We start from the raw sequence: 26,722 nt of genomic DNA on the forward strand, positions 1-26,722 counted from the left end.
TGTGAACTGTGGAAAAAGAACTTTGGAAAGGCAATGAAGCCATCGCCGAGGCCGCCATTCGGGCCGGCTGTGACTGTTTCTTCGGGTACCCCATCACCCCGCAGAGCGAAGTCCCTGAGTACATGTCCGTACATCTGCCCCAGCACGGCGGCGTATTTGTCCAGTCTGAATCTGAGGTGGCGGCCATCAACATGGTCTACGGCGCTGCCGGTTCCGGTATGCGGGCCATGACCTCCTCGTCCTCCCCCGGCATCAGCCTGAAGCAGGAGGGCATCTCTTACATCGCCGGCGCAGAACTGCCCTGTGTCATCGTCAACTGTATGCGGGGCGGCCCAGGCCTTGGCACCATTCAGCCCGGACAGGGTGACTACTATCAGGCCACCCGCGGCGGCGGCAACGGCGATTACCGGACGCTGGTGCTGGCTCCCTCCAATGTTCAGGAAACCGTGGACTTTGTTCAGGAGGCCTTTGACATCGCCGACCAGTACCGCAACCCCGTTATGATTGTCTGTGACGGCCTCATCGGCCAGATGATGGAACCCATTGAATGGCATCCCATTCCCAAACGAAAACTCCCCCCCAAGGACTGGGCCGCCACCGGGCGCAAGAGCCGGGAGCACAACAACATTATCAACTCCCTGTACATGGCTCCTGAGGACTGCGACCGCCACAATCACCATCTGGCGGAAAAGTACGCGGCCATGGCGAAGAACGAAACCCGCTGGCAGGAGCATCAATGCCAAGACGCGGAGATTGTCATTACCGCCTACGGTACGCCTGCCCGGATTGCCCTGACCGCTTTGGAGGCGCTGCGGGCCGAGGGCGTGAAGGTCGGTCTCTTCCGCCCCGTCACCCTGTGGCCCTTCCCGGAAAGGGCCCTTCACAACCTGGCGGCTGCCAGCCACGTAAAAGCTTTTTTGGATGTGGAGATGAGTTCCAGCGGCCAGATGCTGGATGATGTCCGGCTTGCAGTGGAAGGGCAAAAGCCCATCCATTACCTAGGCCACGCCGGCGGCGTGATGCCTACCGTGGAGGAAATGGTTGATGCGGCCAAGGCGGCCTTGAAGGAGGTCAAGTGAGATGGCAATCGTATATGAAAAGTCCAAAGGTCTGACAGACGCGGAGCTGCATTACTGCCCCGGCTGCAACCACGGCATCATTCACAAGCTGGTGGCCGAGTCCCTGGTGGAGCTGGGCCTGCTGGACGATGCCATCGGCGTATGCCCTGTCGGCTGCTCCGTCTTTGCCTATAACTATTTCAACTGCGACATGCAGGAGGCCGCCCACGGCCGGGCGCCCGCTGTGGCCACCGGCATTAAGCGCACCCATCCCAGCCAGGCGGTCTTTACTTACCAGGGTGACGGAGATCTGGCCTCCATCGGTGCCGCGGAAATTGTTCACGCCGCTATGCGGGGAGAGAAATTTACCACGATTTTCGTCAACAACGCTATTTATGGAATGACCGGCGGCCAAATGGCCCCTACTACCCTCATTGGCCAAAAGGCCACCACCTGTCAGTCGGGCCGCACTGTGGAGCAGGCGGGCATGCCCATCCGTATAGCGGAGATGCTGTCCACACTGGATGGCTGTGTCTATGCCGAGCGGGTCTGCGTCACCGACATCGCCAACATCAACAAGGCGAAGCGGGCCATTAAGAAGGCCTTTGAAAAGCAGATGAACCGGGAGGGCTTCACCTTTATTGAGGTGCTGTCCACCTGTCCCACCAACTGGGGCATGACCCCGCTGAAGGCCATCGACTGGCTGAAGAACAATATGATTCCCTATTATCCTCTGGGCGTTATCAAGGAAACGGCACTGAAACAGGCGGAGGTGAAATAAGATGAAACGAGAAATCATCATTTCCGGTTTTGGCGGACAGGGGGGACTTGCCATCGGCAAAAATCTGGCGGAGGCAGGCATGGCCGAAGGATTAAATGTCACCTGGGCTCCCTCATACGGCCCCGAAATGCGGGGCGGCACCGCCAACTGCTCCGTGGTGCTCTCCGATAAGCCTGTGGGCTCCCCGGTGTTTGCACATCCCACGGAGCTCATCGCCCTGAACGAACCCTCTCTGGCGAAATTTGAGGCTGGCGTCCAGCCGGGCGGCGCGGTGTTTGTCAACAGCGATGTGGTCACCGACAAGGTCCAGCGTACGGATCTGCACGCCTACTATATTCCCTGTTCCCAAATTGCGGAGGAGGTGGGCAATCCCAAAGTGGGCAACATGGTGATGCTGGGTGCATATGTGGCCCAGACGGGGCTTCTGAAGCCCGAAACAATCGAAGCCATGATTCACCATATGTTCACTGGATCCAAGGCAAAGCTGGTGCCGTTGAACATTGAGGCTTTTCGCCGCGGCATGGCCTGTGTTCAATAACACCGCTTCGGACGCAGGCACGGGGGAGAACCGGCGGCAATTTTGCCGGTTCTCCCTTTTTTATGTGCATTTTACCGATTGACTTTACCGGTTTGCGGGCGTATAAATGAGATAATATCCATTATATGAAGATGCAATGAACGGGATATGCCGCGGATTTTTTCCTCTTGCAGAGAGCTGCCGTCAGGTGCAAGGCAGCAGGGGGCTTTCCGCCGGTCTCACCCGGGAGCTGTAGGCGGAACGGATTTTCCCAGTACGCCGCACCGGAAGCCCACCGATATCAGGGCAGATAAGCGGCCGATCCTACGGGACGGCAATGAGAGTGGTACCACGGAAGTTTGACTTTCGCCTCTCCTGCGGATACGCAGGTGAAGCGGAGGTCTTTTATTTTATTCTGAACGGCAAAACTTCAAGAATATAAAAGGAGAACACTGACATGCTGGATATCAAGATCACCAGAACCACAACCCCAAAGGCCAAGCCCGCGGACGAGACCAAGCTGGGCTTTGGCAAGCTGTTTACCGATCATATGTTCCTGATGGACTATACCCAGGGGCAGGGATGGCACGATCCCCGGATCGTCCCCTACCAGCCTTTTACCATGGATCCCGCCTGCGTAGTGCTGCACTATGCCCAGGAGATTTTTGAGGGCATGAAGGCATACCGTACCGCCGACAACAAAATCCAGCTGTTCCGTCCCGAGTGCAATGGCCAGCGGATGATGGATTCTGCCGAGCGTCTGTGCATTCCTCCCGTTCCCGTGGAGGACTATGTCCAGGCCGTCAAGGCCTTGGTGGAAGTGGATAAGGATTGGGTGCCCCACATTGACGGTGCCTCCCTGTATATCCGCCCCTTCGCCTTTGCCACGGATGTGGCGCTGGGCGTTCACGCCAGCCCCACCTATACCTTCTGCATCATTTGTTCCCCCTCCGGCGCTTACTATGCCGAGGGCATCAACCCCGTCCGGATCTATGTGGAGGATGAGTATATCCGCGCCGCCCCCGGCCTGACCGGCTTTACCAAGTGCGGCGGCAACTACGCCGCCTCCATCAAGGCCGGCGAAATGGCTGAGGAGCAGGGCTTCGCCCAGGTTCTGTGGCTGGATGGCGTGGAGAAGAAGTATGTAGAGGAAGTCGGCAGCATGAACATTATGTTCAAGATTGACGGCAAGATTTACACCGCTCCCTGCAACGGCACGGTGCTGCCGGGCGTCACCCGCCGCAGCTGCATCGAGCTCCTGCGCGACTGGGGCTATGAGGTTGTTGAGGATCACCTGGCCATCGCCGATTTGATGAAGGCCGGCCACGAGGGCAAGGTGGAGGAGATCTTCGGCACCGGCACCGCCGCTGTCGTGTCTCCCGTCAAGGAGTTGGACTGGAAGGGCGACAAGATCTTCATCGGTGAGGGCAAAATCGGTCCCGTCACCCAAAAGCTGTACGACACCATGACCGGCATGCAGTGGGGCAAGATTCCTGACACCAAGGGCTGGATTGTCCCCGTTTGCCAGGGCTGATTTCATCACCATTCCAAGCAAAAAAGAGTGTGCGGCATCGTCCGCACACTCTTTTTTTGATGCCAAAGCTCCACCGGCTTCATCTCCCGCTCAGGCAGCGGCAGTACCGGGGCGCGAGATCTCCCTCACTCAGGAGCCTCTGTTTCCTCCGCCGTCCGGGCCTGGGCAATCTCCTCCCGAATCCGGTGGCGGGTGTTGTCAAACAGCAGCTCCCGGTTGTGGCGGAAATAGGCGTCACAGCCGAAATTCTCCACAAACCAGCTGGTGTTGTATCCGGCGGTGATTTCCGTAACAAAAATCACCAGCTCCTGGCTGTCGCCGAAGGTCTGCTCCAGGAAGCGGAAGGCATTGGCAAACAGCGTGCCCGTCTCTTCTCCCAGCTTCTTCCGGCTTTCGATCTCCCGGCTGAACCACTCCCGGACAGCCGCCATTGCCGTGTCGCCGTCCGAAATTCCCTCCTGCTGCAGCGCCTGCCGGTATCGCTCCAGGGTCTGGATCTCCCGCTGGCAGAGGTTCCGGGTCTCCTTGTCCAGCTGTCCGGCCTCCTTGGCCCGCTTGACCTCGGTCTGCCGCCCGGCAATCAGCGACGCCAGCGTCTCCAGCGGGGACGCCCCCGCGGCCAGCTGCTCCTTCAAGTCCAGCAGATCGGTATGCAGGGCCGTGGTCAGCGCATCCTGGCCGCGGACACGGCCGCTCTCCTCCGCCAGCCGGCTGAGAATCAGTCCCATGACGGACAGCTTTTCGTCAAAGGGCGCGGCCCGCAGCTCGGACATGGTGACAGCCTTCCAGCTGCCCTGCAAAATCTCCTCCACATGATAGGTCTGCTGGTATTTGTAATACAGCTCCAGATAGTTGGCGAAGTCCTTGGCGATACGGGGCAGCTGGATGTACTGGCCCACCACCTCCCGATCCACCCGGAGGCCCAGCGTTTCATAGGCGCCAATCAGCTCCGACAAATCCTCCCAGCCCCGGGCCGTGGCAAACTGCAGGCCGTCCACCGTGGTCTCCACGCGGTAAAAATGCTCCTTCTTGATGTCCAGATAGGAGATGACGGCGCCGTGAATGCCCCGGCGGTAGGCGTACTCCTTCCATACAGCGAAGTCCTCCGTCACGTCGATGCGCTTTACCCGGTCCAGGGTGACCACATCGAAGTCCCGGACAGACTTGTTATACTCCGGCGGGTTGCCCGCCGCCACAATCGTCCAGCCCTCCGGCAGGGATTGGTTGCCGAAGGTTTTGCACTGTAAGAACTGCAGCATCATGGGCGCCAGCGTCTCGGACACGCAGTTGATTTCGTCCAGGAACAGGATACCCTCTTTTAAGCCCGTCTTCTCCATCAGATCGTACACGGAGGCCAGGATTTCGCTCATAGTGTACTCGGTGACGGAAAATTCCCGTCCGCCATAGGTGCGCTTTTCAATAAAGGGCAGGCCAATGGCACTCTGCCGGGTATGGTGGGTAATGGTGTACGCCACCAGGCCCACCCCTGTTTCGGCGGCAATCTGCTCCATAATCTGCGTTTTTCCAATGCCCGGAGGGCCCATCAGCAGAATGGGCCGCTGCCGGATGGTTGGAATCAGATAATTTCCCAGCTCGTCCCGGGTGAGATAGGCCTTCAGCGTATTGGAAATTTCTTGCTTTGCCTGTTTGATGTTCATATTGGTTCCTCCGCAGCGCCGCCGGCCGCTCCGGCCCGCGGCGGTTTTTTCTCTTGTTACAGCTGGGGCAGCTCGCTCAAGTCAATCAAATCCGGCGCTTCCTCCGCTGCCTGGCGCACAGTCTCTTCCAGCTCCGGCACATCCAGCACCAGCCGGATAGCCCAGGGCGGTACCTGGACGTCCAGACCAGGCTCCTGCAGCAGGACGAACGCCGTGTCATAGGGCGGGCGTTTTTGTGGATAGACGCCCATGCCGTCGGTGAAATACAAAAGTCCCCGCAGATTGGTAAAGACCCCTGCGGCCTGGAGTGCCGCCACATGGGCAAACACCGGCCGGAAGTCCGTGGCGCTGCCGCCCACCAGTTCGAAGTGATCCATATAGTCCTTCAGATCCTCCAGGCGATGAATGGCCGTATCGGATCGCACCTGATCGTCGCACTGGAGAATGCGGATGTTCACCTTCCTGGTAAAGGTCTGGATGCTGCGGAGGATGGCGTAGGTACAGGCCAAAAACTGCCGCACCAGCTCGCCGGAGGTGGACATGGAGGTATCCACTGCAATCACGAAGTCCTCAATCCGCTTCTCCTCCTTCGTCTCCGGAGGCTCCACCAGGGGCATATTGCCGTAAAGCCGCAGGCCGTAGGAGTAGAAGCCATAGTCAAAGCCGTCGCCGTCCACCTCCATAACCTCCCGGGGAACGGCAAACCGCCGGAGAAAGGCCCGGTAGTCCACGCCTTCCCGATTGGCCACCTGCAGCTGCTGCCGGACCGCCTCTGCGCCGGTGGCCACGCCTGCCAGCACGGTTTCCAGCCCCGTCTGGGTCTGCTCGGCGCTGCCCTGCCACCGCTCATCCTGCCGCTGGCTCTGCTCCTGCTGGTCCTGGTTTTGCGGCACCCAGGGCCCGTGGTCATCCACCAGGAAGGCCCGCTGCAGCCGTGCCAGCTCATATGCCGGCAGGTCCTGGCGAAGCAACCGACGGTAGATTCCTTCGGCGGTCAGCACTTTCATCTCCTGCCGGTTCTCCCCGTAGACCTTCTGCTTCAGAGGGGTATGTCCGGCGTTCAGGCAGGGGTAGGGCAGCTCGTCCAGGATGCTCTCCACCGCGATGTCGCAGGCCAGATCCCACAGTTCCTCCCGCCGTCCCCGCTTTTTGGCCAGATGCCGCAGCATGCAGTGGAGAATCACATGGAGGTAGGCCCGGTTCACATACCGGTCAGATCGCAGATAGCGCTCCGACAGGTAGCTGCCGTCATAATACAGTACCTCTCCGTTGGTGGCCAGCGTATCCGTCACACCGCCGCCGGGCTGGAAGGCCAGGCCGCACAGCGCCACATCCAGATAGGGCAGGTTCAGATACAGCTGGTTCCGGGCTGTCGCCAAAATTTCCGCACCAATCTCCGTCAGATTTTTTTGCTCCGCCATCTTCCGTCCCCTCCTTTCCACACGTCTGCCGAATGGTTTCCCCTCCCCTGCGCGGTGGAACTGAATTCCGCCTTGCGCCAAGGGTTTGGATCCGTCAATCCCCTTGTGCGCCGCTTCCGCGGCGGCGCAGGGATCGCCCGCGCTTTACAGGTCAAACCGTTTTTCCGCCCCGGTCGGATACCGCCGGTGCTGCTCTTCCAGAAGGAGGGCCAGGGCCTCCGATGCACCGGCGGTGCGGGCCAGCTCGCAGGCAGCCGCCAGCGTTGGCCGATCCGGCTCTGTCCGCTGCAGCAAAAATTGCAGGCCCGCCGTATCCCGTTCCCGCAGCAGCCACTCCGCGGCCTCCGCCGTATGACTGCGCAGGTAGGAAAGATAGTCCGCTTCCGCTCCAGCCTCCAGATCCCGGGGCATCCGGAGGCGGTAAAAAGCCAGGCGCAGCGCGCAGTCCGGGTCGTGTTCCATGCCCAGCATGGGCCGCCACAATTCGTCGTAGGTCTTCAGGTTGAGTTTTTTCTGGTAAAAGCAGTGATGATAGGCATAGCCCGCCCCGCTGATGTTGTAATCAAAATGGTGTGCCGGGCAGTTCTCCTCATAAATCTCCTGGTATTCCGGAAAAATCAGCCGGACAGTCTCTCCATCAGGCTCCGTCAGCGTCACATCCAGTTCGGCCGGCAGTTCTCCGGCAAAATAGGCCAGCAGCTCCCCCTCCTGACCGGTGCAGGCCAGATCAAAGGTATCCAGGACCCGGCAGTTCATCAGGGCACCGCCGCCCCAATAGCGGACCGTGTCCCGCAGGTGCAGCCGCTTCAGCTGCCTGCAGTTGAAAAATGCGTAATCCCCCACCCGTTCCAGGCTGTCCGGCAGCCACAGCTCCTGCAGCTTCAGAGTGTCCCACTCCTCGCCGCCGGTGACGGGGCCGCAGGTCACTAAAATCTCCGTACCGTCCAGGGCCTCAAAGGCACCGGGGGCCAGGGCGTGATCCCCCAGCGCCCTCACCGGCAGATCCCAAATCGTCTCCGGCAGGGCCGCCCGGCAGTCGCAGGTGGAGGCCTTCAGAATCGTCACCCCGTCCCTGTCCCGGCGGCAAATCAGTTTCCAGTTGTTGGCGCCCCTGAGTATTTCCACGCGTCGCTGCCTCCCTGCTCTTTCTGAGCTTGCAGTATATCACAGTTTTCGCCGCTTTCCTAGGTGCAAGGTCCATAAAATATCGCTGCAAAAATATTTTTCATTTCCTCTTGACATTCCGTTCATACTGTATATACTGTACATGTACAGTACGAACGGAGGATTTCCATGGAACTGATCATCCGAAACACCACCAATCAACCCATCTACGACCAGATTTATACTCAGATCAAAGCCCTGATTCTCTCCGGAGCGCTGCAGCCGGGGACAGCGCTGCCCTCCATCCGGGCGCTGGCCAAGGATCTGCGCATTTCCGTCATCACCACCAAGCGGGCCTATGACGAGCTGGAGGCCGACGGCTTTTTGTACACCGTGGCGGGCAAAGGCTGCTTTGTGTCGGAAAAAAATTTAGACCTGGTCCGGGAACAGCAGCTGAAGGAGCTGGAAGCGCATCTCTCTGCCGCTGTGGAGTTGTCCGCCGCCTGCGGCGTGTCGTCCGCGGAGCTGCATGAAATGCTGCGCATCCTGTCAGAGGAGGAGTCAACCATATGAATGCCATTGAATTGTCCCATATCAACAAAAGCTTCGGCGGATTTGCCATCCGGGATCTGTGCCTGGCGGTCCCCAGCGGCACCATCTGCGGTCTGGCCGGAGAAAACGGTGCTGGAAAATCCACCACCATCCGCCTGCTGATGGGCGCGCTGCAGCCGGACAGCGGCCGCGCCGCTGTTCTTGGGGTGGATACGTCCTCTCCCGAGTTTCTCAGTGTCAAGGAGGATGTGGGCGTCGTGCTGGACGAGGCCTACTACCCGGAGGTTCTGAATGCCGCCCAGGTGGGGAAGGTAATGGCAAAGACCTATCGCCGGTGGGACGCCGATCAGTACCGCGCCTATCTCCAGCGGTTCGACCTTCCCCTGAAAAAAGCCTTCAAGGATTTTTCCCGGGGTATGAAAATGAAGCTGGCCATCGCCGTGGCTATGAGCCACAGTCCGAAGCTGCTGGTGCTGGACGAGGCCACCGCCGGGCTGGACCCCATTGTCCGGGACGAGGTTCTGGAGCTGTTCAATGAGTTTACCCGTCAGGAGGAGCACTCCATTCTGATTTCTTCCCATATTCTCTCCGATTTGGAGAAGCTGTGCGACTATATTGCCTTTCTCCATCAGGGGCAGCTGTTGTTCTGTGACGAAAAAGACCGGCTGCTGGAGACCTACGGCCTTTTCACGGGAACCTCTGGGCAGGCGGACAGCCTGGTGCCGGAGGCCGTTATCGGCCGGGAGAGCAGCGGCTATGGCGGCGTCCGGGCACTGGTAAAGCGGTCCGAAGTACCTGCCACGCTGGTTCTGGATCGGCCTACGGTGGAAGATGTCATTCTCTTTTTGGTCAAGGGAGGAAAAAGGCAATGAAAGCGCTGCTGATGAAAGATTTTTACGTACTGTGGAAGCAGATGCGGATTTTTCTTCTGATCATCCTGATTTTTTCCGCCATTCCCAGTTCCTTCAACAATCTCTTCGCCGTGGTCTACGCCGCCATGCTGCCCTATACCGCTGGCGCCTATGACGAGCGCAGCAAATGGGATCAGCTGGCCGCGATGATGCCCTATGCAGACCGGGACGTCGTTCTGAGCAAATATGTACTGGGCTGGCTGGCAACGGCGGCAGCCGCAGTGATCTCTCTGCTTCTTCAAGGTGTGATTTCCCTCTTCTGGCAGCCCACCTCCGGCGGCTATTCTCCTGTACTGATCCTTCTGGCCGGCTGCGCGGCACTTGGCATTGTCGCCATCATGCTGCCGCCGCTGTTCCGTTTTGGCGTGGAAAAGGGCCGGGTGGTGATGTTTCTCTTCATCTTCCTGGTCTGCGGCAGTGCCGGAGCACTGAGTTCGATTGCCATCATCTCCACCAGTTACGGCGGCACACAGCTTCCCGCTTGGCTGATTCCGGCGATGGCCGCTGCCGCCCTGGTGCTGAATGCGGTGTCCATTCCTTTGTCCCTGCGGTTTTACCGGCGGCACAGCCGCTGAGAGAGGAGGCGCCGCATGGAAGAATCCCCTTCTCCCGTTCTCTTTCAGCCGGATATCAGCCAGGATGACCTGGCGGCTCTTCTGGCCCTGCTGGGAAATGCTCTGCTGTCATAAAGAACCAGCGCGATCCGCATACCGGACCGCGCTGGTTTTTTGTCAGGCTTTCAGCAGCCGTCAATTATCCTTGCTCCGGCGGATCTCTCCCAGCTTCCGCAGAGATTCCAGTGCCTCGGCAAACTCCCCTGCCTTAGCAGAGGGATTTCCCCGCAGAATCCGCAGGGAGCGCTGATACGTTTGAATGGTTTTGGTACGGACGGCTTCCTCCCGCCGGCGGAGTCCCTCGATGGCCTCTTCCAAGTCCGCCCTGCGCTTGGCCAGCATTTCCTCCGTCAAATCCCTGGCATCCTCCAGATGATCCCGACAGCTCTCCAGCACTTCCGCAATGTTGCGGAGCGCCTCCAGCTTGGCCTCTGTGCGGCGGCGCAGCGTCTCCTCCATCAACTCCTGGCGCTTCAGCGCCCGCGCGGCGCGGGCCTGGCGCTGCTGCCGCTCCGCTTCTATCCGGTCCTGGAGCAGTAGCCGCTCCACCTCTGTCCGGTCCCGGAATTTTCTCAGCTCTTCCCCGGCAAAGGCAGAATAGACCTCCGCCCGCTTGGCCAGACGCCGCAAATCCTCGTTCTCCTCTGTCATCCTAGTGAGAACCTCCCGCAGATCCATAGCCGCCTGGACGGATCGGACCGCATCCACAGTAAAGGCGATTGTCAGCAGCAATGCCAGCGGATCCACACACCAGGCCGGTACATCCTTCAGCAGCCGGGCAACGGGCGGGTGGATAAACCGCACCATCAGGATGGAAAAGAATCCCCAGGCGATGGAGCTGGTAAGGCAGATGTAGCCATTCAAGTTGAAGGGCTGCTTTGTATAATCCCAGTACCGGACCTTAAACAGCCGCTCCATCACCGCCCCGGTGACATACTCCAGCGCAGTGGCGGCCAGCATGCCCAGTAAAAATACCAGCCGCAGATCATCCTCCACCGGAATGGTAGCCAGCAGGATGATGATGGCACCGGAGCCATAGATGGGGAGCAGCGGTCCATGCAGGAAACCGCGGTTTACCCAATGGCGCTGTTTCAAAGAGACATAGCAGCTCTCCCACACCCAGCCCAAAAAGCAGTAAAAGAAAAATAGCAGCACCCACTGGCCCGTTGAATAGACATGCATCCCCTCGCAACGCTCCTTCTGTTACATGATAACTCCCGTTCTAATTTTACCACGGAAGCCGCGGCGCCACAATCACCAAAGATCGCGCGGTGTCTAAATTCAAACCTCCGCCATCTCGCGGCCCGGCGCACTGGCCCGAATTTCCAGCACCCGGCGTTGATCCGCCCGGGTGACCGTCACATCCAGCCCATCAGCCTGGAAGCGATCCCCATCCTTGGGGACCCGGCCCAGCTGCTCAATCACCCAGCCGGAAACGGTGCTGGCATCGCAGTCTCCGCCGCGGACGGAAAAGAGGTCGTAGAGATCCGTCAAATCCGCGCTGCAGTCAATGAGATAGCTGCCGTCCCCCTGTTTTCGGAACTGCTCCACCACTTCGTCGTGTTCGTCCCAGATCTCGCCCACCAGCTCCTCCATGATGTCCTCCATAGTGACGATGCCCTCTGTGCCGCCGTATTCATCCACCACCACAGCCATGTGGACCTTTTCCTTCTGCAGTACCCGCAGCAGTTGGTCGATGCGGGCGTTGGGCGTGGTGTAGTGCACCGGGCCAACGGCATTTTTCAGCGTATTCTGTCCCCGGTAGCGGGCGGCGTAAAAGTCCTTCTCATGGAGCACGCCCACAATTTCGTCAATGCTCCTGCGGTATACCGGTAGGCGGGAGTATCCACTCTCCGCGAAAGCGGTGGCCACAGCCTCCATGGCTGCATCCTCCGGAATGGCCACCAAATCCACCCGGGGCGTCAGAATATCCCCTGCCTCCAAATCGCTGAATTCGATGGCCGACCGAATCAGCTCGCTCTCATGTGCATCCAGGCCACCCTCGCTCTCCGCCTCGGAAACCATGGTAATCAGCTCCTCCTCGGTAATACCGGGATCATCTGCCGTATGGAACACATGGCTGAGCAGCCGCTTCCACTGTGCAAAAAGGAAATTTACCGGCCGCAGCACAGCCAAAAATATCCGCAGGACAGGGGCCGACCACATGGCAAAGCGCTCCGGAGACTCCTTGGCAATGCTTTTGGGTGAAATTTCCCCAAAAATCAGCACCGCCACCGTCAGCACGATGGTGGAGACGGTGGGGCCATATCCCTCTCCCACCAGTTTGGTAAACAGCACCGTGCCCACGGTGGTGGCGGTGATGTTCACAATATTGTTGCCAATGAGGATGGTAGAGAGCAGGCGGTCGTAATCCTCCGCCAGCTCCAGCGTCAAGGCCGCCCGGCGGTCTCCGGCTTCGGCCTTGCTCTTCAATCGGATTCTGTTCAGACTGGAGAAGGCTGTTTCCGTAGCGGAAAAATAGGCCGACAGGCAGATGAGCATCACGATTGCAGCGGTCATCGTCAGACTGGAAGGGTCCATGAGGAACTTCATCACTCCTTAAAAAAACTCCAAAATTTTGGCCGCAGGCGCAAAAAAGGGCAGTCTTACCCCCTTTTGAGGCAGACTGTCCTGATACAAACAGGCATATGTGGGTGGGTAACGGAGGTTGATCCACGGTTGTTCCACAGTTCCTTTCTTGGCACGGCGGCCGACTAATTGAGTGGTATCATACCACAGGAACGGCCAAAAAGCAAGCCGTGCCGGTAAAGAATCCGTAAAGCGATCTCTTTTTTTAAGAAGAGGCCGGCGCAAATGCGCCGGCCTCCGTTCGACTGCCATCAAAGCAGGTTATAAAGAATCTTCGCCATTTGGCCCCGGGTGATATTTGCATGGGGTTGGAAGCTGCCGTCCGTGTAGCCGCCGATGATTCCCTGTGCCGCCATGGTCTGGATATAATAGGTGGCATAGGCGGGAATGGAGGCGGTGTCCGTAAAGGTCAGCGCCGTGGTGGCGTATCCCTTTTCCTGGGTGCGGCCAATCATGGTGGCCGCCTGGGCCCGGGTCAGGCTGGATCCGGGATTGAAGTACAGCTTTCCGTTCTTGCCGGCGGAGCCGTTGATAATCCCCTCCGTATACAGCGCCCGGACCGCCGGCACCGCATACGCCGGAATAGCGCTGTTGTCCGCAAAGGGCAGCGCCACGTCTGCGTACTTGCTCTCCTCCAGGCCCAGATACCGGTACAGCATCACGGAGAACTGGGCACGGGTAATATTCTGCCCTGGCCGGAAGGTCCCGTCGTCATAGCCAGTGGTGATATTGGAGGTATACAGGAAATCCACGTAAGTGGCTCCCCAGTAATCGCCGATGTCGGTAAACTTGTGATCCACTCCATAAGGCTCCACATCTACAGAAGCGCGGCCAATGTTGCCGGATCCGTCTTTGGCCGTGATGGTCACCCGCATGGCCTCATGGGTCTCGCCGGGACCAGGCAGGGCATAGGTCACCTTGCCGGTGGAGGCATCATAGGAGGCACTGCCGGTCACATCCTTGCCATTATAGAAAACGGAGACAGTGGAAGCAGGCAGCACACCGTCCACCGCGTCAGAAACTGTTGCAGTGACGCTCCAGGCGGCGTTGTCCAGCGCTGCCGTAATAACGGGCACCTCGTTGTCCACCGTGCCGGCAAAGGATGCTACGATCTGGTCGATATAAATGGTACCGGAGGTGGGTGTGGTAGGCGCGGCGGTAATCTGACCGCCCAGCCCGTCGTCTATATATGCGCGATCACCGGCGGAGATCTCAAGTCCCTGGATGGCAAAGCTGCCGCCCTGAGTGGACACGCTCACCTGCTTCCAGCCGGTGAAATCCAGCGTGGCGACATCGGTGGTAAGCGTACCAGTGGTACCGTCGCTGTACAGCAGGCGCAGAATATTGCCGGATCCGTCGCCGTAAACCCAGAGGTTCAAGCTGGTATAGACCTGGCCGCTGATGTCGGTCTGAGCCGCCGCATGCCACTGGGCCTTGTAGTCCAGCGAATCAGACAACGTGTAATCCACCTTGCCGGATCCCCGGCCCATCTTCACCAAATCAGCCGTGTGGTTCAGGCTGAAGTCCATGCCAGTGCCGCTGCCGCGGAAGATGGTGCTGGTGCCCTCGAAATCCTCTACTGTCTTCAGCGCCAGGGTAGACACCGTGACAGGAATGGTCACGCTCTTGCTGCCGGCGGAGACCGTGATGGATCCGCTGCCAGGCGCTCCGGCGGTAAAGATGCCGCTTTGGTCAATGGTACCCACATCGCCGGAGACGGTCCAGGTGAAGGCCTCCGGATCTGCTTTCAAACTCAGGTGGCGGTATACGGCAGATGCAACCAGCGCCGCGGAGGCGCCCGGCGCTACATTCAGGCTGGTGAGTACGGTGCCGCTGCTGCTGCGGACTGTAATCGCATCCGGATCTGTGACAGCGCACACCGTGGTCGTCCCGCGTTTGCCGCCGCCCTCGGCCGTGACGGTGATCTCACCGCCGGAGGCAGGCGTGGTCAGCACATTGCCGTTCAGCTCCCCGTCATCCGCCTCCAAATCATAACTGCGATCCATGGGAATAAAGTTGGTGTCCACAGCAGAGGCCGTGATATTCACCTTACTGCCTGCCAGGACATACTGATTGTCCGCCTGTACGTAGAAATGGCTGAGACGGTCCGTGGGCTCACTGTCGGCCACCAGAAAAATCTGGTTTGAAACTGCCCGCTCACTGCCCTCGGATGGGGTATTGATGGTCTTGGCCGACACATCGTCAGGCTCTGTAACCGCCATGGTAGTGGATCCGCCGCCGTCCAGGCACAGGGCGGTCTCGCAGCCAAGCTCTATCATTCTCTGGGCCACCTGGGTCAGGGACGCGCCGATGGAGTGGCCGGATTTCCGGCCGTCGATGGTATAAAACACCAGAGTCCCGTCTGCCTTCTGCCCCACGGCGGTGCGGGGATTCACACCGGCCTGCAGGCCCGAGGCCACGCTGCCGTATTCCACCAGAGAATACAAAGCGCCCACGGCGTATTCCACATCATTCCACTCGTCGCTGGCCGCGGCCGTGGACAAGGTGATGGTGGCACCCACCGGAATATTCCGCAGCGCATCCAAATGGTAGCTGTTGGACTGCAGGTTTGCAGACAGCACCACCTGATCCGGCCCGATGGTGGTGGCAGCCGCGGCCTCCACAATCCGATCCACCGTCGCAGTCAATGTGTCTCCGATGGAGAGGCTGCCGTCTTCGATGGTGCAGATCACATCCACACCCGCCTCTGTGTTGCCGGTGGTATGCTTGGCATTGAAGTCATACGTATAGAGATAGATACCGCCGGTGGAAACCCGCGCTTTATTGACGCCGGTAAGCTGCCGGGCCACCGCTGTGGTTCCGCCGTAGCCGTCGGTCACGGTATAGCCCAAGTCAGCGGTCACCTTTACCGCCGGCTTTCCCAGAACGGCGGTGCCGTCAGCCCGGAAGCCGATGGCATAATAGCCGCCGTCACTGCTGCGCAGCTGGCCCCCGGAAATGACAAGCCCGATGGGCAGGCCGGTCCCCACGTTGTAAAAGTCGCCGTTGATCCCGGCCACCACCCGGTAACCCTGACTCTCCAGGGTCTTGGCCATGGAAGAAATCGTGCTGCGGTCCGTCAGCGCATTGCCATAGGTGACAATGGGCGTCACATCCTCATTGGGGGCATATGTAATGAGATTCTCCGTTCGGAGATCGGAATAGGTACTGCTCCAAAATACGTTGGTGGAAAGCTCCGTCTCCTGGTTTAACAGGGTATCTCTGGCAGTCAGATCCTCCCCCAGGGCGTCTGACGCCGCCGCTGTCAGGCTGACGCCGCACAGCAGGGACATGGATAGGAGCAAAGAAATCGTTTTTTGAAAGATTGTTTTCATGTACTGCCTCCAAATGCGCAAACAAACGGTCTACATAACGCCTTTTACAATAGCACACCCCATACCTAAAGTAAATGTCAAAATGGAAACAAATGTCTCCAAAAAGACAGAAATTTTCCAGGGTTGCTTTTTTATTAGACGCTATTCGGCCGATGTAGGTTCCACAGCTCGGGAAACTTTCAGAAAGTAAAAAAGCCGGGCGCAGATTCGCCCGGCTTCCCCTAGACGCTCTCAATCCAGCTCCACCCGGAAATCGCCCCGTGCGGCGGCCTCTGCCCGGCGCCGTTTGTCCTCCGCCAGCGCGTCCAGCATCCCGCCGATGATCTGGTTGGACACCAAAAAACCCTTTGGCGTCAGATTCCAGCGCCCCTCCTCCTGCACGGCGTATCCGGCAGCTTCACACGCAGTTAAAAAGGGCAGAAAGCAACTGAACCGCCGCCGGAAACGGTGTTCAAACACCGCCGGTTCCAGTCCCTGTACCGTCCGAAGCCCCAGCATCACCCACTCCGTATCCCGGTCCAACGGAGGAATGCGCTCGTTTTCCGACAGCATGGGTGTGTGTTCCGTCACACCCCGGAGATATCCCTCCAGATCTCTGGCGTAGGCATACCGCACACCGCCGAAGTCCGAGTGGGCACCGGGGCCGAATCCCGCATACTCCTGCAGCGTCCAATACTTGAGATTGTGCCGGGAGGCAAAGCCCGGCTTTGCAAAATTGGAAATCTCATACTGCTCGTACCCATGCCGGCGCAAAAATTCCACTGCGTACAGATACATCTCTGCCTGCTCTTCATCCCCCGGAAGGCCGGCAGTTTCCCGGACCGCAAAGAGCGGGGTTCCCTCCTCCACCTTCAGTCCATAGCAGCTCAGGTGCTCCGGCTCCAGCGCCACGGCGGCGGCCAGGTTCTCTCTCCACCGCTCCATGGTCTGGCGGGGCAGGCCGTAAATCAAGTCCAGAGAGAGGTTCTTCAGCTTAGCCTTTCGAACTGCCTCCACAGCGGCATGCACCTGTTCCATGGTGTGGATCCGTCCAATGGCATGCAGTTCCTTATCATCAGCAGACTGCATCCCCAGGGAAATCCGGTTGAAGCCACAGCGGCGCAGCGCCCGAAGCGCCCGCCAGTCTCCGGAGGAATCCGGATTGGCCTCCAGGGTAATCTCCGCCTCCCGCTCTACACGGTACTTTTTTTGAATAACCTTCAGAATTTTCTCCAGCCGCTTCACCCCCAGATAGCTGGGTGTGCCACCGCCGAAATAAACTGTATCCACACGGTATCCGGCCGCGAAGGGTGCCGTCTCCGCCAAATGGGAACAGAGGGCGGCAGTGTATGCATCCATGCGGCTCTCCGTGTGGGGCAGAGAGTAAAAATCACAGTAGACGCATTTTTGTTTGCAGAAGGGAATGTGGACATACAGTCCCAGCCTTTTTTCAGCAGGTTTCATAAAGGGCCCTCCAAGCGCCGGAAAATTCTCTCCCAGTTTACCTGCTTTCCTGCCGGATTGCAAGGGTATGCATAAGGTTTTCCGGTTTTGGAGAAACTAGGGAAAACACAGGAAAAGAGGAATCTCCATGGATATGTCTCCCCAGGAATATCAGCAGTATGTGCAGCAGCACGCAAAAAAGTCCCCCATCGTGAAGAATATGATTCTGGCCTTTGTCATCGGCGGACTTATCTGCGTCCTCGGCCAGCTCATTCAAAACGGCTGGGCCGCCGCGGGTCTCGGCAAGGAGGACGCCGGCACCGCCACCTCCTGCTCGCTGGTGTTTCTCTCCGCCCTGCTGACGGGGCTGAACCTGTACAACAAGCTGGCCCGGTTCGGCGGAGCCGGCACATTGGTTCCCATCACCGGGTTTGCCAACGCCGTGGTGTCACCGGCCATTGACTTCAAAAGCGAGGGCTTCATCACCGGCATGGCCGCCAAAATGTTCCTGGTGGCAGGGCCGGTCATTGTCTTCGGAACACTGGTCTCTGTGATCTACGGGGTGATTCTCAAGCTCTTCGGACTGGTGTAAACACCCTTCCTGCATGCAAAAAAGGAGGCGCGCCCTTCCTAAAGGGCGCGCCTCCTTTTCTGTCTTTGCATTTTACCGTCCATCGCCCTCAGCCGGCTCCTGTTCCAGCAGCGTCCGGTAGGACGCGTCCATCCCCAGGGCCCCCAGCGGCGCGGTGATTAAAATCGCCAGCACCGCCACGGACAGCACCAGATTGCCGCAGGGAAGACCCATGGCCAGCGGCACAGATCCGATGGCCGCCTGAACCGTTGCCTTTGGGAGATAGGAGATTACGCAGAACAGCCGCTCCCGGCGGCTGAGGCAGGTACCCGCCGCACAGAGGCATACGCCCAGGGACCGTACAGCCAGCGCCAGAAAAATCAGCAAAACCGCTTTGGGTCCGGCCTCCAGCGTATAGCGGATGTCCACCGCCGCGCCCACCAGCACAAACAGCGTGACCTCCGCCGCCAGCCACAGCTTGCCAAATTTTTCCGACAGTCTTCGGGAGACCGGCGGGGCGCTTTTCAGCTGCAGTGCGCAGGCCATGCTCATTACCGCCAGCAGCCCGGAGACCGGAACGCTTTCCGTCAGCCATGCCTCCAGGGCAATCAGCAAAAAGGCAGTACCCAGCACGATGATGACCTTCATGCTGTTGCGAATGGGATTGGCCCGGGCATAGCTGGTTTCAAAAAACCAGGCCAGTACAACCCCCGCCGCAGCGCCCACAGCCACACCCAGCACAATGGACACCGGAATGGCGGCAAAATCCGCCAGACTGGCAGAGCCGCCCTGGGCCATACCGGTGAAAGTGGAAAACAGGACGATGACAAATACATCATCCATGGATGCACCCGCCAGCACCATCTGGGGAATCCGCTTGCGGGTGCCCCAGCGGTTTTCCATCAGGTGCACCATCCGGGGCACCACCACCGCCGGGGATACCGCCCCCAGTACGGCGCCCATCACTGCCGCCTCCACCCGGGTAATGCCCAGCAGGTCGGGGGCGAACAGCACATAGGCCAGAATCTCCGCACTGGCTGGAATGCAGGACAGCATCAGAGCCGGACGGCCCACGGCCTTCAAATCCCGAATATTCAGCGACAGGCCAGCCTTGATGAGAATAATGACCAGGGCCATCTTCCGTAAATCCGCGGAGACCAGCAGAATGGAGCTGTCCAGCAAATTCAGGACATAGGGTCCCAGCAGGATGCCCGTGATCAGCATTCCGATAATTCGGGGCAGATGAATTTTTTGACAGATTGCCGCCGCAGCGAGCCCCACAAGAAAAATCAGAGCCAGTGATGTCAGCATAAAAAACCTCCTTGGACCACAAAAAAGCTGATGGTTTCTGCGACCTGAACATCACAGAAGTCATCAGCTTGAAAAAGCGGTTTCGGTTGCCCGTGGGAGAACTTCATTCCCGGAGGAAGTTATATCACGTCCGGCGTCCAAACGCAAGGAGATTTTCAAGACGGCTGCTCCGCTGGCGTCCATTCCGCCCCCGTTTCGTCAAAGTGCAGATCCCGGGCCAGCAAGGCGGCCCGGCTGCCGCTGCCGTCGCTGATCAGCGCCGTTACCTGGTAATGCTCCGCCTGACTCAAATACACCGTATCCGTACAGACACCGCCGCTGTACGGTGCGTCAAAGGTCTGGGCCTGCCCGTCCAGGCCAGTGAACGTAATCTGATAGGTATAGTCCTCGCCGGCGACGCTCGGCGTAAACAGATAGGTAAGTTGACCGGCTCCCGCGCCGCAAAAGCGCTCTCCGGTGGCGGCAAAGGTCTCCGGCAGCGTAGTTTGTTCCGCTGCGGCTTCTTCGGCCGGAACATCATTCCGGTGCACCCAGACCCAGAATCCTCCTGCCAGCAGGCAAACAGTCAGAAGAATGCAGACGCCACGCCAAGGCCAGCTCCGTGCACGCACGCTTCCGGCAGGCGCCGTCTGCTGCTCCAAAGGGGCCGCCTCCCGGCCGCACAGCGTGTCCAGTGAAACCTTCAGTGCGTCCGCCAAGGCCAGAAGACGAGGCAAATCCGGCAGCGCATCCCCAGTCTCCCACTTGCTGACCGCCTGGCGCGATACCCGTATCTTTGCCGCCAGCTCCTCTTGGCTGAGTCCCCGGAATTTCCGCTCCCGCACCAGTACTTCCTTTAGTTCCATCCGCTCACCTCTTTCTGCCCTTATCATAGCAGAAGGAACGGTTGCGTACAACCAGCAAAGGCTGGCATTCCCGCAACTGACGGTTGCGGGGAAAAAGCAGCGGGTGCGAATTCTTCGCACCCGCTGTTCTGCGCCGTTTTACAGCTCCGCCTTCCACAGGCCATGGAGATTGCAGTAGGCATACACCGACTTGGCTTTCCCGCCTTCCGGCAGGGCAAACACCGCCTCTGGAGTCTCTTCAGGGTGCAGCCAATGAATCTGCGCGCCCTGCTCCATCTCCAGCGCCACCCACTGAATCAGGTGCTCCGCCGTCATGGGATGGGTAACAGATCCCACATTTACCTTTACCAAGCTGCCCTCCACCGTGACAACAGGCACATGCTTTTCCACCGCCGCGTCGGTGACGCCAGCCTCCAGCAGCTGCATATCCTCACCGCAGCATTTCACGGGAACCCCGGAGGACGTCAGCTTGGTCACCACATTGCCGCAATGTCTGCAAATATAAAACTTCATCATACCGTTCACCTGTATCCTTTCTGTGTCCGGCCAAAAGGCCGATGGTTGTTTCCTTCTGAGGTATATATTAGCATACCCAAATGTAATTATAGATTGCATTTGCAACAAATGGAAAATTTTTGGAGAAATTTACAGCTTGTTAACAAGGGCCGTCATAATTGGTGCCGCCGTTCTCCATGATCTTTCCCTGTTTTCCAGGATCGCATCGGAATTTTCAGGGGACATGGTGCATCGTGTATTTTTTGAGAAATTCCACAGTTGACATAACAGTGTGGAAAATCCTGTGGAGAATGTGTAAAACCCTGAAATACAGGTGTTTTACCCGGGTGACACCCCCGTTATGCAAAATTTTGCGCAACAACATTTTTGTGAAGTTTGCGTAAAGTGCGGGAACTTGCAGGAAATGTGCCGGCTTTTGGCGGGACACTTGAAAGAGGGCGTGCTGGTGTGATACAATACCTTTATTGATTTTACGGCAGTTTCTGCCTTTTGGAGGAGTTCATGGCAATCAAAAAGAACGATTACGGCAACGAGAGCATCTCGTCCCTGAAGGGCGCAGACCGGGTCCGGAAGCGGCCCGGTGTCATTTTCGGCTCGGACGGTCTGGACGGCTGCGAGCACGCAGTGTTTGAGATTCTCTCCAACTCCATTGACGAGGCCCGGGAAGGCCATGGCAAAACCATTACTGTCACCCGGTACGCCGACCGCTCCATTGAAGTGGAAGACTTGGGCCGGGGCTGCCCGGTGGACTGGAACGAGAAAGAGCAGCGGTACAACTGGGAGCTGGTGTACTGCGAGCTGTACGCCGGCGGCAAATATGACAATGTCTCAGGCGACAATTATGAGTATTCCCTGGGCCTGAATGGTTTGGGCGCCTGCGCCACCCAATACGCCTCCCGCTACATGGACGTCACCGTCTGGCGGGATGGTTTTGAATACAGTCTCCACTTTGAGCGGGGCGAGATTGTTGGCGAGCTGGAGAAGAAGCCTCTGCCCAAAAGCCAGGCGAAAAAGACCGGCACCCGAACCCGGTGGCTGCCGGATCTGGATGTGTTCACCGACATTGCCATTCCCGCAGCGTATTTTACCGACGTGATGAAACGGCAGGCGGTGGTGAATGAGGGCATTACCTTCCGCTTCCGGGATGAAACGGCTCCCGGGCAGTTTGAGGAGACGGAGTTTCTCTATGAAAACGGCATTCAGGACTACGTGGCGGAGCTGGCGGGGGAGGGCGGCCTCACCGTCCCCACCTTCTGGCAGGCGGAAAAGAAGGGCCGGGACCGGGCGGACAAGCCGGAATATAAGGTAAAGCTCAGCGTGGCCTGCTGCTTTTCCAACAAGGTCAACGTCATTGAGCACTATCACAACTCCAGCTGGCTGGAGCACGGCGGCAGCCCGGAAAAGGCCACGAAATCCGCCTTTGTCTCCGCGGTGGACAAATATCTCCGGGACCAGGGGAAGTATCAGAAGAGCGAGAGCAAAATTACCTGGGCGGATATCGAGGATTGCCTGGTTCTGGTCTCCAACAACTTCTCCACCCAGACCAGCTATGAAAACCAGACGAAAAAGGCCATCACGAATAAATTCATTCAGGAGGCCATGACGGAGTTTCTCCGCAGCAACCTGGAGATCTATTTTATCGAAAACCCCTTTGACGCAGAAAAAATCGGCGAACAGGTTCTTTTGAACAAGCGCAGCCGGGAAAAGGCAGAGCAGACCCGGCTGAACATCAAAAAGAAGCTCTCCGGCAATATCGACATTGCCAACCGGGTGCAGAAGTTTGTGGACTGCCGCTCCAAGGACGTGGACAAGCGGGAGATCTATATTGTGGAGGGCGACTCCGCTCTGGGCAGCGTCAAGCTCTCCCGGGACGCGGAGTACCAGGGCATCATGCCGGTCCGCGGCAAGATTTTAAACTGTCTCAAGGCGGACTATGCCCGCATCTTCAAAAGCGAGATTATCACGGACCTGCTGAAGGTTCTGGGCTGCGGCGTAGAGGTTCAGAATAAGCACGTAAAGGACATGGCGGCTTTTGACCTTACGAACCTTCGCTGGAACAAGGTGGTCATCTGTACCGACGGCGATGTGGACGGCTTTCAGATTCGGACGCTGATCCTCACCATGCTCTATCGCCTGACGCCAACACTCATCCGGAAGGGGTATGTCTATATTGCGGAGACGCCTCTTTTTGAAATCAACTGCGGCGATAAGACCTGGTTTGCATACTCCGATAAGGAAAAGACGGATATTGTCAAATCCCTGGAGGGGAAAAAGGTCAAAATTGACCGCTCCAAGGGCCTGGGTGAGAACGACCCGGACATGATGTGGCTGACCACCATGAACCCGGCCACCAGACGCCTCATCCGGGTGATGCCGGAGGATGTAGAGCGGACGGCAGCCGTCTTTGACCTTCTGCTGGGGGACAATCTCCAGGGGCGAAAGGACCACATCGCAGAAAACGGATATAAGTATCTGGAGATGGCGGATATCTCTTGATCGGCGGAAATGGGGCAGCGATATGCACGGCACAGGGGAAGCGCCAAGTTGGATAAGCCCGGAAAGCTGGCGCGTGTTCATGGAGCATGGCGCGTATATCCGGGAACTGGAAAAAGAGCACTGCACCCAGGTTCCAGAGGGAAACGGCGTGTATCTTGTTGCGGTTCGGACAGAGCGGCCGGTTGCGTTTTTGCCATTGCATAAAGTGAATCTGTTTGATAGCCCCTATCAGGGGGAAACGCTTCAGGAAATCCAAAAAAATGGGACGGCGGCGACCATGTGACGCTGTACATTGGGAAAGCGCAGCGCAGGGGCAGCCTGAAAAAGCGAATCCGGGAGTATATCCGTTATGGATACGGGCAGGGAAAAACACACCGCGGCGGTCGGGCGGTCTGGCAGGCGGCAGGGTACGAGAATCTGTGGATTGGCTGGGAGGAATGCTCCGATGCCAAGGAATGTGCGTATCTTGACAGCTACCGTAAGCATTCCGTTGAAGCGAGCCATTATCCGGCGGCGAACTGGAGACGCTGAGTTTTCTTACTGGCCTGACAGGGATGGTTGGTTTTGTAAAAGATTTTGTTTTTGCCGCGGCAGGGCGGCGGGAGCAGACAGGGGGAAGCAATGGTTCCGGAGCAACACGTTTTGGAAAGTCTTCGCGCCTATCGGCAGCGCTTGAGCTTAGCCTTACAGGCGGCGCAAATGTGCGTTTTTGAGGTGGATATTCCCGGTCAGCGGTATACGTTTTTTGAAAATGCAGAGGCCATTTATGGAAAATCCGGCCAGCAGATTCTTCGGGATCTGGAGCCATTTTCCCGCCTGAGCCCTCCAGAATACCAAGCTGCCGTGTCGGCGTATTTCTCCCATCCGGGTGATGCTGAGGCTATCGGCGCCGCTTTTCAAGAGATTTACGCCGGCCGCCCCGCCTCCTACTTTGCCCGCATGCGGGCGGGAAACACTGCGTTCACATGGTGCAAAATTGATGTGACGCCCATTATGGAGAACGGCGTTCCGGTGCGGATGGTAGGTGTTGTATCCAATTTGGACAGCATGTTCCGCACCACGGAACAGTACCGCATTCAGGCAGAGCTGGATCTCCTCACCGGGCTGGCCAACCGCCACGGGCTGCAGAACAGGCTGGAGGCGGCACTGACAGCAGGAAAGGGGGCACTCCGCCTGCTGCTCCTGGCCGACCTGGACGAGTTGAAAGCCATCAACGACCACTGCGGCCATTTGGCGGGAGATGAAGCGCTGCTGGCTTTTTCCAGCGCCCTGACCGAGCATTTTCCGGAGGCGGAGGTCATTGGCCGCTGGGGCGGAGATGAGTTTTTGCTGCTGCTTCCTCCTTTGGAGGAGGCTGCCCTGTTGGACCGGCTTCGTCCGTTTTTTGACGGACTGTGCGAAAAGCCTTTGGTCACCGGCAGCTTCGGCGGCACCTATCTGTCCGCCGGGACGGCGGCGCTGGAGCCGGCCTTTCACCGGGCAGACCAGGCCCTTTATGATGCAAAACGCCGCAAGCCGGCCTTTTCCATGGCGCCGGTGGAATTCTGTACATGCCAGGAGGCAATCCCCGGCTTTTAATAGACCCCCACATCGTGAAACAAATAAGGAGGATTTGAACATGAAACGCATTTTTTCACTGGCACTTTCCCTGATCCTGGCACTTTCCCTGGCAATTCCCGCCCTGGCGGCAGAGGATCTGACCCCACCCTTATGGCAGGAATATGGCTACAGCTCCCGCGAGGAGTGCATTGCGTATATGTACGGCGGCGATGAAACCGCTTACCAGGCGGATGTGGAGGAACGCTTGGATCGGGAACAGTGGGAAAAGACCACGATGGCGGATCAAATCGCCTCCTTTGACGCGGACGCCTACTGGGAATCCGGCGATTGCTGGTTCTCCTATTATTATGATTCCAAAGAGGCATTTATGGAGGAGTGGCTGCTGGACACGGATGAGCAGTTCCGGGATACCCTGCTGGAGGACTGGCTGGACGAGCAGTGGCAGGCCTACCGGCAGTCCACGCTGATTGCCCGGACCCGAGCGGCCCTGGGCACGGTTCCGGGCCAGATCGGCGTGATGCTGGACGGAACGTACATCCAGTTTTCCGGTGCCGTGCCCGAGGTGAAGGACGGCCGGACCATGGTTCCCTGTGGACCGGTGCTGCAGGCCTTCGGCGGCATCGTCAGTCATGAGGGCGGAGAAGTGATCTGCACCATGAGCGGCACCATCTACCACCTGCGCAGCGGCAGCGACACCATCTCTGTCACCACCGCTGACGGTGCGTCCTCCTCCGTCATAGAGCTGGGTGCGGCCTGCTATGAGAAAGGCGGCAGCACCTACATGCCTCTGCGTCCCTTTGCCGAGGCCATGGGCTGTGATGTTATATGGGACTCCGCCTTCCAGACGGCGGTGCTGCTGCAGCGGGATGCCCTTGTGTCGCAGCTGGACCAGGATTTTACCGTCCTCAACCGGATGCTGGAGGCCATGGAGCTGGACGCCTCCAAAAACTATAAAACCGCCGTGGGACTGGATGCCAACCTCACCATGCTGGACTCCATCAGCGGCGACAAAACCTATCATATGGACGCGGATCTGGATTTGCTGCAAAGCGGCACCGCTTTCAACCTCACTGCGAAAATGGATCTCGCTGCCCTGATGGAGATCGACGGAATCACAGACGGCCTGACAGCGGCGGAGATCACCGCCATGCGCAGTACGCTGCGAAACCTGAAGATACAGGTGATTTACGACGGCGAGGGCGGCATGCTCTATCTGAAGATGCCTGCTTTGTCCCTGCTGTCCCAGGGTTCCATTCCATCCGACAGCTGGTTTTCCATTCCCACAGTGACGCTGGAGGATCTGGAGCTGGACGGCGGTGCCACTGTGGGTGCCATGCTGTATGAGACCGCAGTAAGCCAGATGTCCTCCTGGGGCTCCTATTATTACGACGGCATGACCACGCCCGCCCTGCTGTACCGGGATCTCACACAGGCCGCGGCCCAGGCAGCCGCCTATTTGGGCGACGGCTGCTTCCGCGACAGCGGCGGATACAGTGTTCTCCACTACGGTGAGGACGCGTACAACGCTTATCTGGAATCCGTGTACGGAGAGGGCTCCGCGGAGTATTTCAGCGAGTTTGAAAAGCTGGATCTGGATTTAAAAATCGCCCAGTCCGGCAGCGCCACCTTCCAGGTGCTGCTCCAGACAAAGGACAGCGGCTATTCCTACTATTACGGCGACCCGGTAATGCTGGTGGATGCCTCCGGCAGCGTCTCCGCCGCCAAGGTGGACATGAAACTGCTGATGAAAATCAAAAACCAGCTGAACCTGGATCTGACCTACACTGCCGCCACCACCGAAACCCGCGAGCAGCCCGCCACCGCCCCCGCGGCCGGCGAAACGGTGGTCAACCCCTATGAGGATCTGTACGGCGGTGACGATGTGGCGCCGATTCCGGAGCCTGCAGCCTGACCTTCCCGTTGGAAG

Annotated in this window: 23 protein-coding genes and 1 riboswitch; of the genes, 13 read left to right on the forward strand and 10 right to left on the reverse strand. The window is 58.4% G+C overall.

The annotated features are described in order from the left end of the window. The first annotated feature begins 8 nt into the window (after window positions 1–8). The 4 genes from BMZ81_RS11035 (at window position 9) to BMZ81_RS11050 (ending at window position 3,890) form a co-directional block, all read left to right on the forward strand. Window positions 9–1,079, forward strand: a complete 1,071-nt coding sequence (locus BMZ81_RS11035) for a 3-methyl-2-oxobutanoate dehydrogenase subunit VorB (protein ID WP_091132024.1) — start codon at window positions 9–11, stop codon at window positions 1,077–1,079. Between the two features lies 1 nt (window position 1,080). Beyond that, window positions 1,081–1,839, forward strand: a complete 759-nt coding sequence (locus tag BMZ81_RS11040; protein WP_091132027.1) for a thiamine pyrophosphate-dependent enzyme — start codon at window positions 1,081–1,083, stop codon at window positions 1,837–1,839. 1 nt (window position 1,840) lies between these two features. After that, entirely contained in the window at window positions 1,841–2,377 is a 537-nt protein-coding gene (locus tag BMZ81_RS11045; RefSeq protein ID WP_091132029.1) for a 2-oxoacid:acceptor oxidoreductase family protein, read from the forward strand. Window positions 2,378–2,813: 436 nt separating this feature from the next. Further along, window positions 2,814–3,890 carry a branched-chain amino acid aminotransferase gene (locus BMZ81_RS11050; RefSeq protein ID WP_091132031.1) on the forward strand — a complete coding sequence of 359 codons (1,077 nt, stop codon included), beginning with the start codon at window positions 2,814–2,816 and terminating at the stop codon, window positions 3,888–3,890. Between the two features lie 125 nt (window positions 3,891–4,015). Here the strand turns inward: BMZ81_RS11050 and BMZ81_RS11055 are convergent, their stop codons facing one another. From BMZ81_RS11055 to BMZ81_RS11065, 3 genes are all read right to left on the reverse strand, one after another. After that, a complete protein-coding gene (locus tag BMZ81_RS11055; RefSeq protein WP_091132034.1) occupies window positions 4,016–5,548 on the reverse strand; it encodes an ATP-binding protein in 1,533 nt (510 codons plus the stop codon). A 56-nt stretch (window positions 5,549–5,604) separates the two neighbouring features. Next, window positions 5,605–6,969: a vWA domain-containing protein gene (locus BMZ81_RS11060; RefSeq protein ID WP_091132036.1), complete on the reverse strand. Its 1,365-nt coding sequence runs from the start codon at window positions 6,967–6,969 to the stop codon at window positions 5,605–5,607. Between the two features lie 144 nt (window positions 6,970–7,113). After that, complete coding sequence (locus tag BMZ81_RS11065; protein WP_091132039.1) at window positions 7,114–8,094, reverse strand: leucine-rich repeat protein; 981 nt, start codon at window positions 8,092–8,094, stop codon at window positions 7,114–7,116. A gap of 168 nt (window positions 8,095–8,262) precedes the next feature. Between BMZ81_RS11065 and BMZ81_RS11070 the strand changes: the two genes are divergently transcribed. The 3 genes from BMZ81_RS11070 to BMZ81_RS11080 are packed head-to-tail and all read left to right on the forward strand — an operon-like array spanning window position 8,263 to window position 10,111. Further along, a complete protein-coding gene (locus BMZ81_RS11070; protein ID WP_091132041.1) occupies window positions 8,263–8,646 on the forward strand; it encodes a GntR family transcriptional regulator in 384 nt (127 codons plus the stop codon). Beyond that, window positions 8,643–9,497, forward strand: a complete 855-nt coding sequence (locus BMZ81_RS11075) for an ABC transporter ATP-binding protein (protein WP_091132043.1) — start codon at window positions 8,643–8,645, stop codon at window positions 9,495–9,497. Before BMZ81_RS11070 ends, BMZ81_RS11075 begins: the two co-directional genes overlap by 4 nt. Continuing rightward, a complete protein-coding gene (locus BMZ81_RS11080; RefSeq protein WP_091132045.1) occupies window positions 9,494–10,111 on the forward strand; it encodes an ABC-2 transporter permease in 618 nt (205 codons plus the stop codon). The genes BMZ81_RS11075 and BMZ81_RS11080 overlap by 4 nt, the downstream gene beginning before the upstream one ends. A gap of 174 nt (window positions 10,112–10,285) precedes the next feature. Here the strand turns inward: BMZ81_RS11080 and BMZ81_RS11085 are convergent, their stop codons facing one another. From BMZ81_RS11085 to hemW, 4 genes are all read right to left on the reverse strand, one after another. Then, window positions 10,286–11,332 carry a putative ABC transporter permease gene (locus BMZ81_RS11085; RefSeq protein WP_091132047.1) on the reverse strand — a complete coding sequence of 349 codons (1,047 nt, stop codon included), beginning with the start codon at window positions 11,330–11,332 and terminating at the stop codon, window positions 10,286–10,288. A 99-nt stretch (window positions 11,333–11,431) separates the two neighbouring features. Further along, entirely contained in the window at window positions 11,432–12,691 is a 1,260-nt protein-coding gene (locus BMZ81_RS11090) for an HlyC/CorC family transporter (protein WP_091132107.1), read from the reverse strand. Between the two features lie 299 nt (window positions 12,692–12,990). Next, window positions 12,991–16,074, reverse strand: coding sequence for an S-layer homology domain-containing protein (locus BMZ81_RS11095; RefSeq protein WP_091132048.1), 3,084 nt, complete (start codon window positions 16,072–16,074; stop codon window positions 12,991–12,993). A gap of 231 nt (window positions 16,075–16,305) precedes the next feature. Next, complete coding sequence (hemW, locus tag BMZ81_RS11100) at window positions 16,306–17,517, reverse strand: radical SAM family heme chaperone HemW (RefSeq protein WP_091132051.1); 1,212 nt, start codon at window positions 17,515–17,517, stop codon at window positions 16,306–16,308. Window positions 17,518–17,644: 127 nt separating this feature from the next. Here hemW and spoVAC point away from each other — a divergent pair, with 127 nt between their 5' ends. Continuing rightward, window positions 17,645–18,088 carry a stage V sporulation protein AC gene (gene spoVAC / locus BMZ81_RS11105; protein WP_091132053.1) on the forward strand — a complete coding sequence of 148 codons (444 nt, stop codon included), beginning with the start codon at window positions 17,645–17,647 and terminating at the stop codon, window positions 18,086–18,088. 72 nt (window positions 18,089–18,160) lie between these two features. Here spoVAC and BMZ81_RS11110 read toward each other — a convergent pair whose 3' ends face one another. From BMZ81_RS11110 to BMZ81_RS11120, 3 genes are all read right to left on the reverse strand, one after another. Further along, on the reverse strand, window positions 18,161–19,378 hold the full coding sequence (locus BMZ81_RS11110) for a cation:proton antiporter (RefSeq protein ID WP_091132056.1): 1,218 nt from the start codon (window positions 19,376–19,378) through the stop codon (window positions 18,161–18,163). Window positions 19,379–19,425: 47 nt separating this feature from the next. After that, a riboswitch (Fluoride riboswitch) is annotated at window positions 19,426–19,498 on the reverse strand. A gap of 35 nt (window positions 19,499–19,533) precedes the next feature. Further along, window positions 19,534–20,223 (reverse strand): helix-turn-helix domain-containing protein, encoded by a 690-nt coding sequence (locus BMZ81_RS11115; protein WP_347498065.1) that lies wholly within the window; start codon window positions 20,221–20,223, stop codon window positions 19,534–19,536. Between the two features lie 138 nt (window positions 20,224–20,361). Then, window positions 20,362–20,736 carry a desulfoferrodoxin family protein gene (locus BMZ81_RS11120; RefSeq protein WP_091132059.1) on the reverse strand — a complete coding sequence of 125 codons (375 nt, stop codon included), beginning with the start codon at window positions 20,734–20,736 and terminating at the stop codon, window positions 20,362–20,364. A gap of 504 nt (window positions 20,737–21,240) precedes the next feature. On the opposite strand from BMZ81_RS11120, the gene BMZ81_RS11125 reads away from it, so the two are divergent. From BMZ81_RS11125 to BMZ81_RS11145, 5 genes are all read left to right on the forward strand, one after another. Then, the gene (locus BMZ81_RS11125; protein WP_091132061.1) at window positions 21,241–23,235 is read left to right on the forward strand and encodes a DNA gyrase/topoisomerase IV subunit B; all 1,995 of its coding nucleotides are present in this window, start codon (window positions 21,241–21,243) and stop codon (window positions 23,233–23,235) included. Window positions 23,236–23,314: 79 nt separating this feature from the next. Next, on the forward strand, window positions 23,315–23,518 hold the full coding sequence (locus BMZ81_RS11130) for a hypothetical protein (RefSeq protein ID WP_143072773.1): 204 nt from the start codon (window positions 23,315–23,317) through the stop codon (window positions 23,516–23,518). After that, window positions 23,515–23,766 carry a hypothetical protein gene (locus BMZ81_RS11135; protein ID WP_091132065.1) on the forward strand — a complete coding sequence of 84 codons (252 nt, stop codon included), beginning with the start codon at window positions 23,515–23,517 and terminating at the stop codon, window positions 23,764–23,766. Before BMZ81_RS11130 ends, BMZ81_RS11135 begins: the two co-directional genes overlap by 4 nt. Window positions 23,767–23,934: 168 nt before the next feature. Next, window positions 23,935–24,813: a GGDEF domain-containing protein gene (locus tag BMZ81_RS11140; protein WP_177187295.1), complete on the forward strand. Its 879-nt coding sequence runs from the start codon at window positions 23,935–23,937 to the stop codon at window positions 24,811–24,813. A gap of 40 nt (window positions 24,814–24,853) precedes the next feature. Next, window positions 24,854–26,707 (forward strand): copper amine oxidase N-terminal domain-containing protein, encoded by a 1,854-nt coding sequence (locus BMZ81_RS11145; RefSeq protein ID WP_177187296.1) that lies wholly within the window; start codon window positions 24,854–24,856, stop codon window positions 26,705–26,707. The last annotated feature ends 15 nt before the right edge of the window (window positions 26,708–26,722 follow it).

Source organism: Oscillibacter sp. PC13 (assembly GCF_900115635.1).
Lineage (GTDB): Bacteria > Bacillota > Clostridia > Oscillospirales > Oscillospiraceae > Oscillibacter.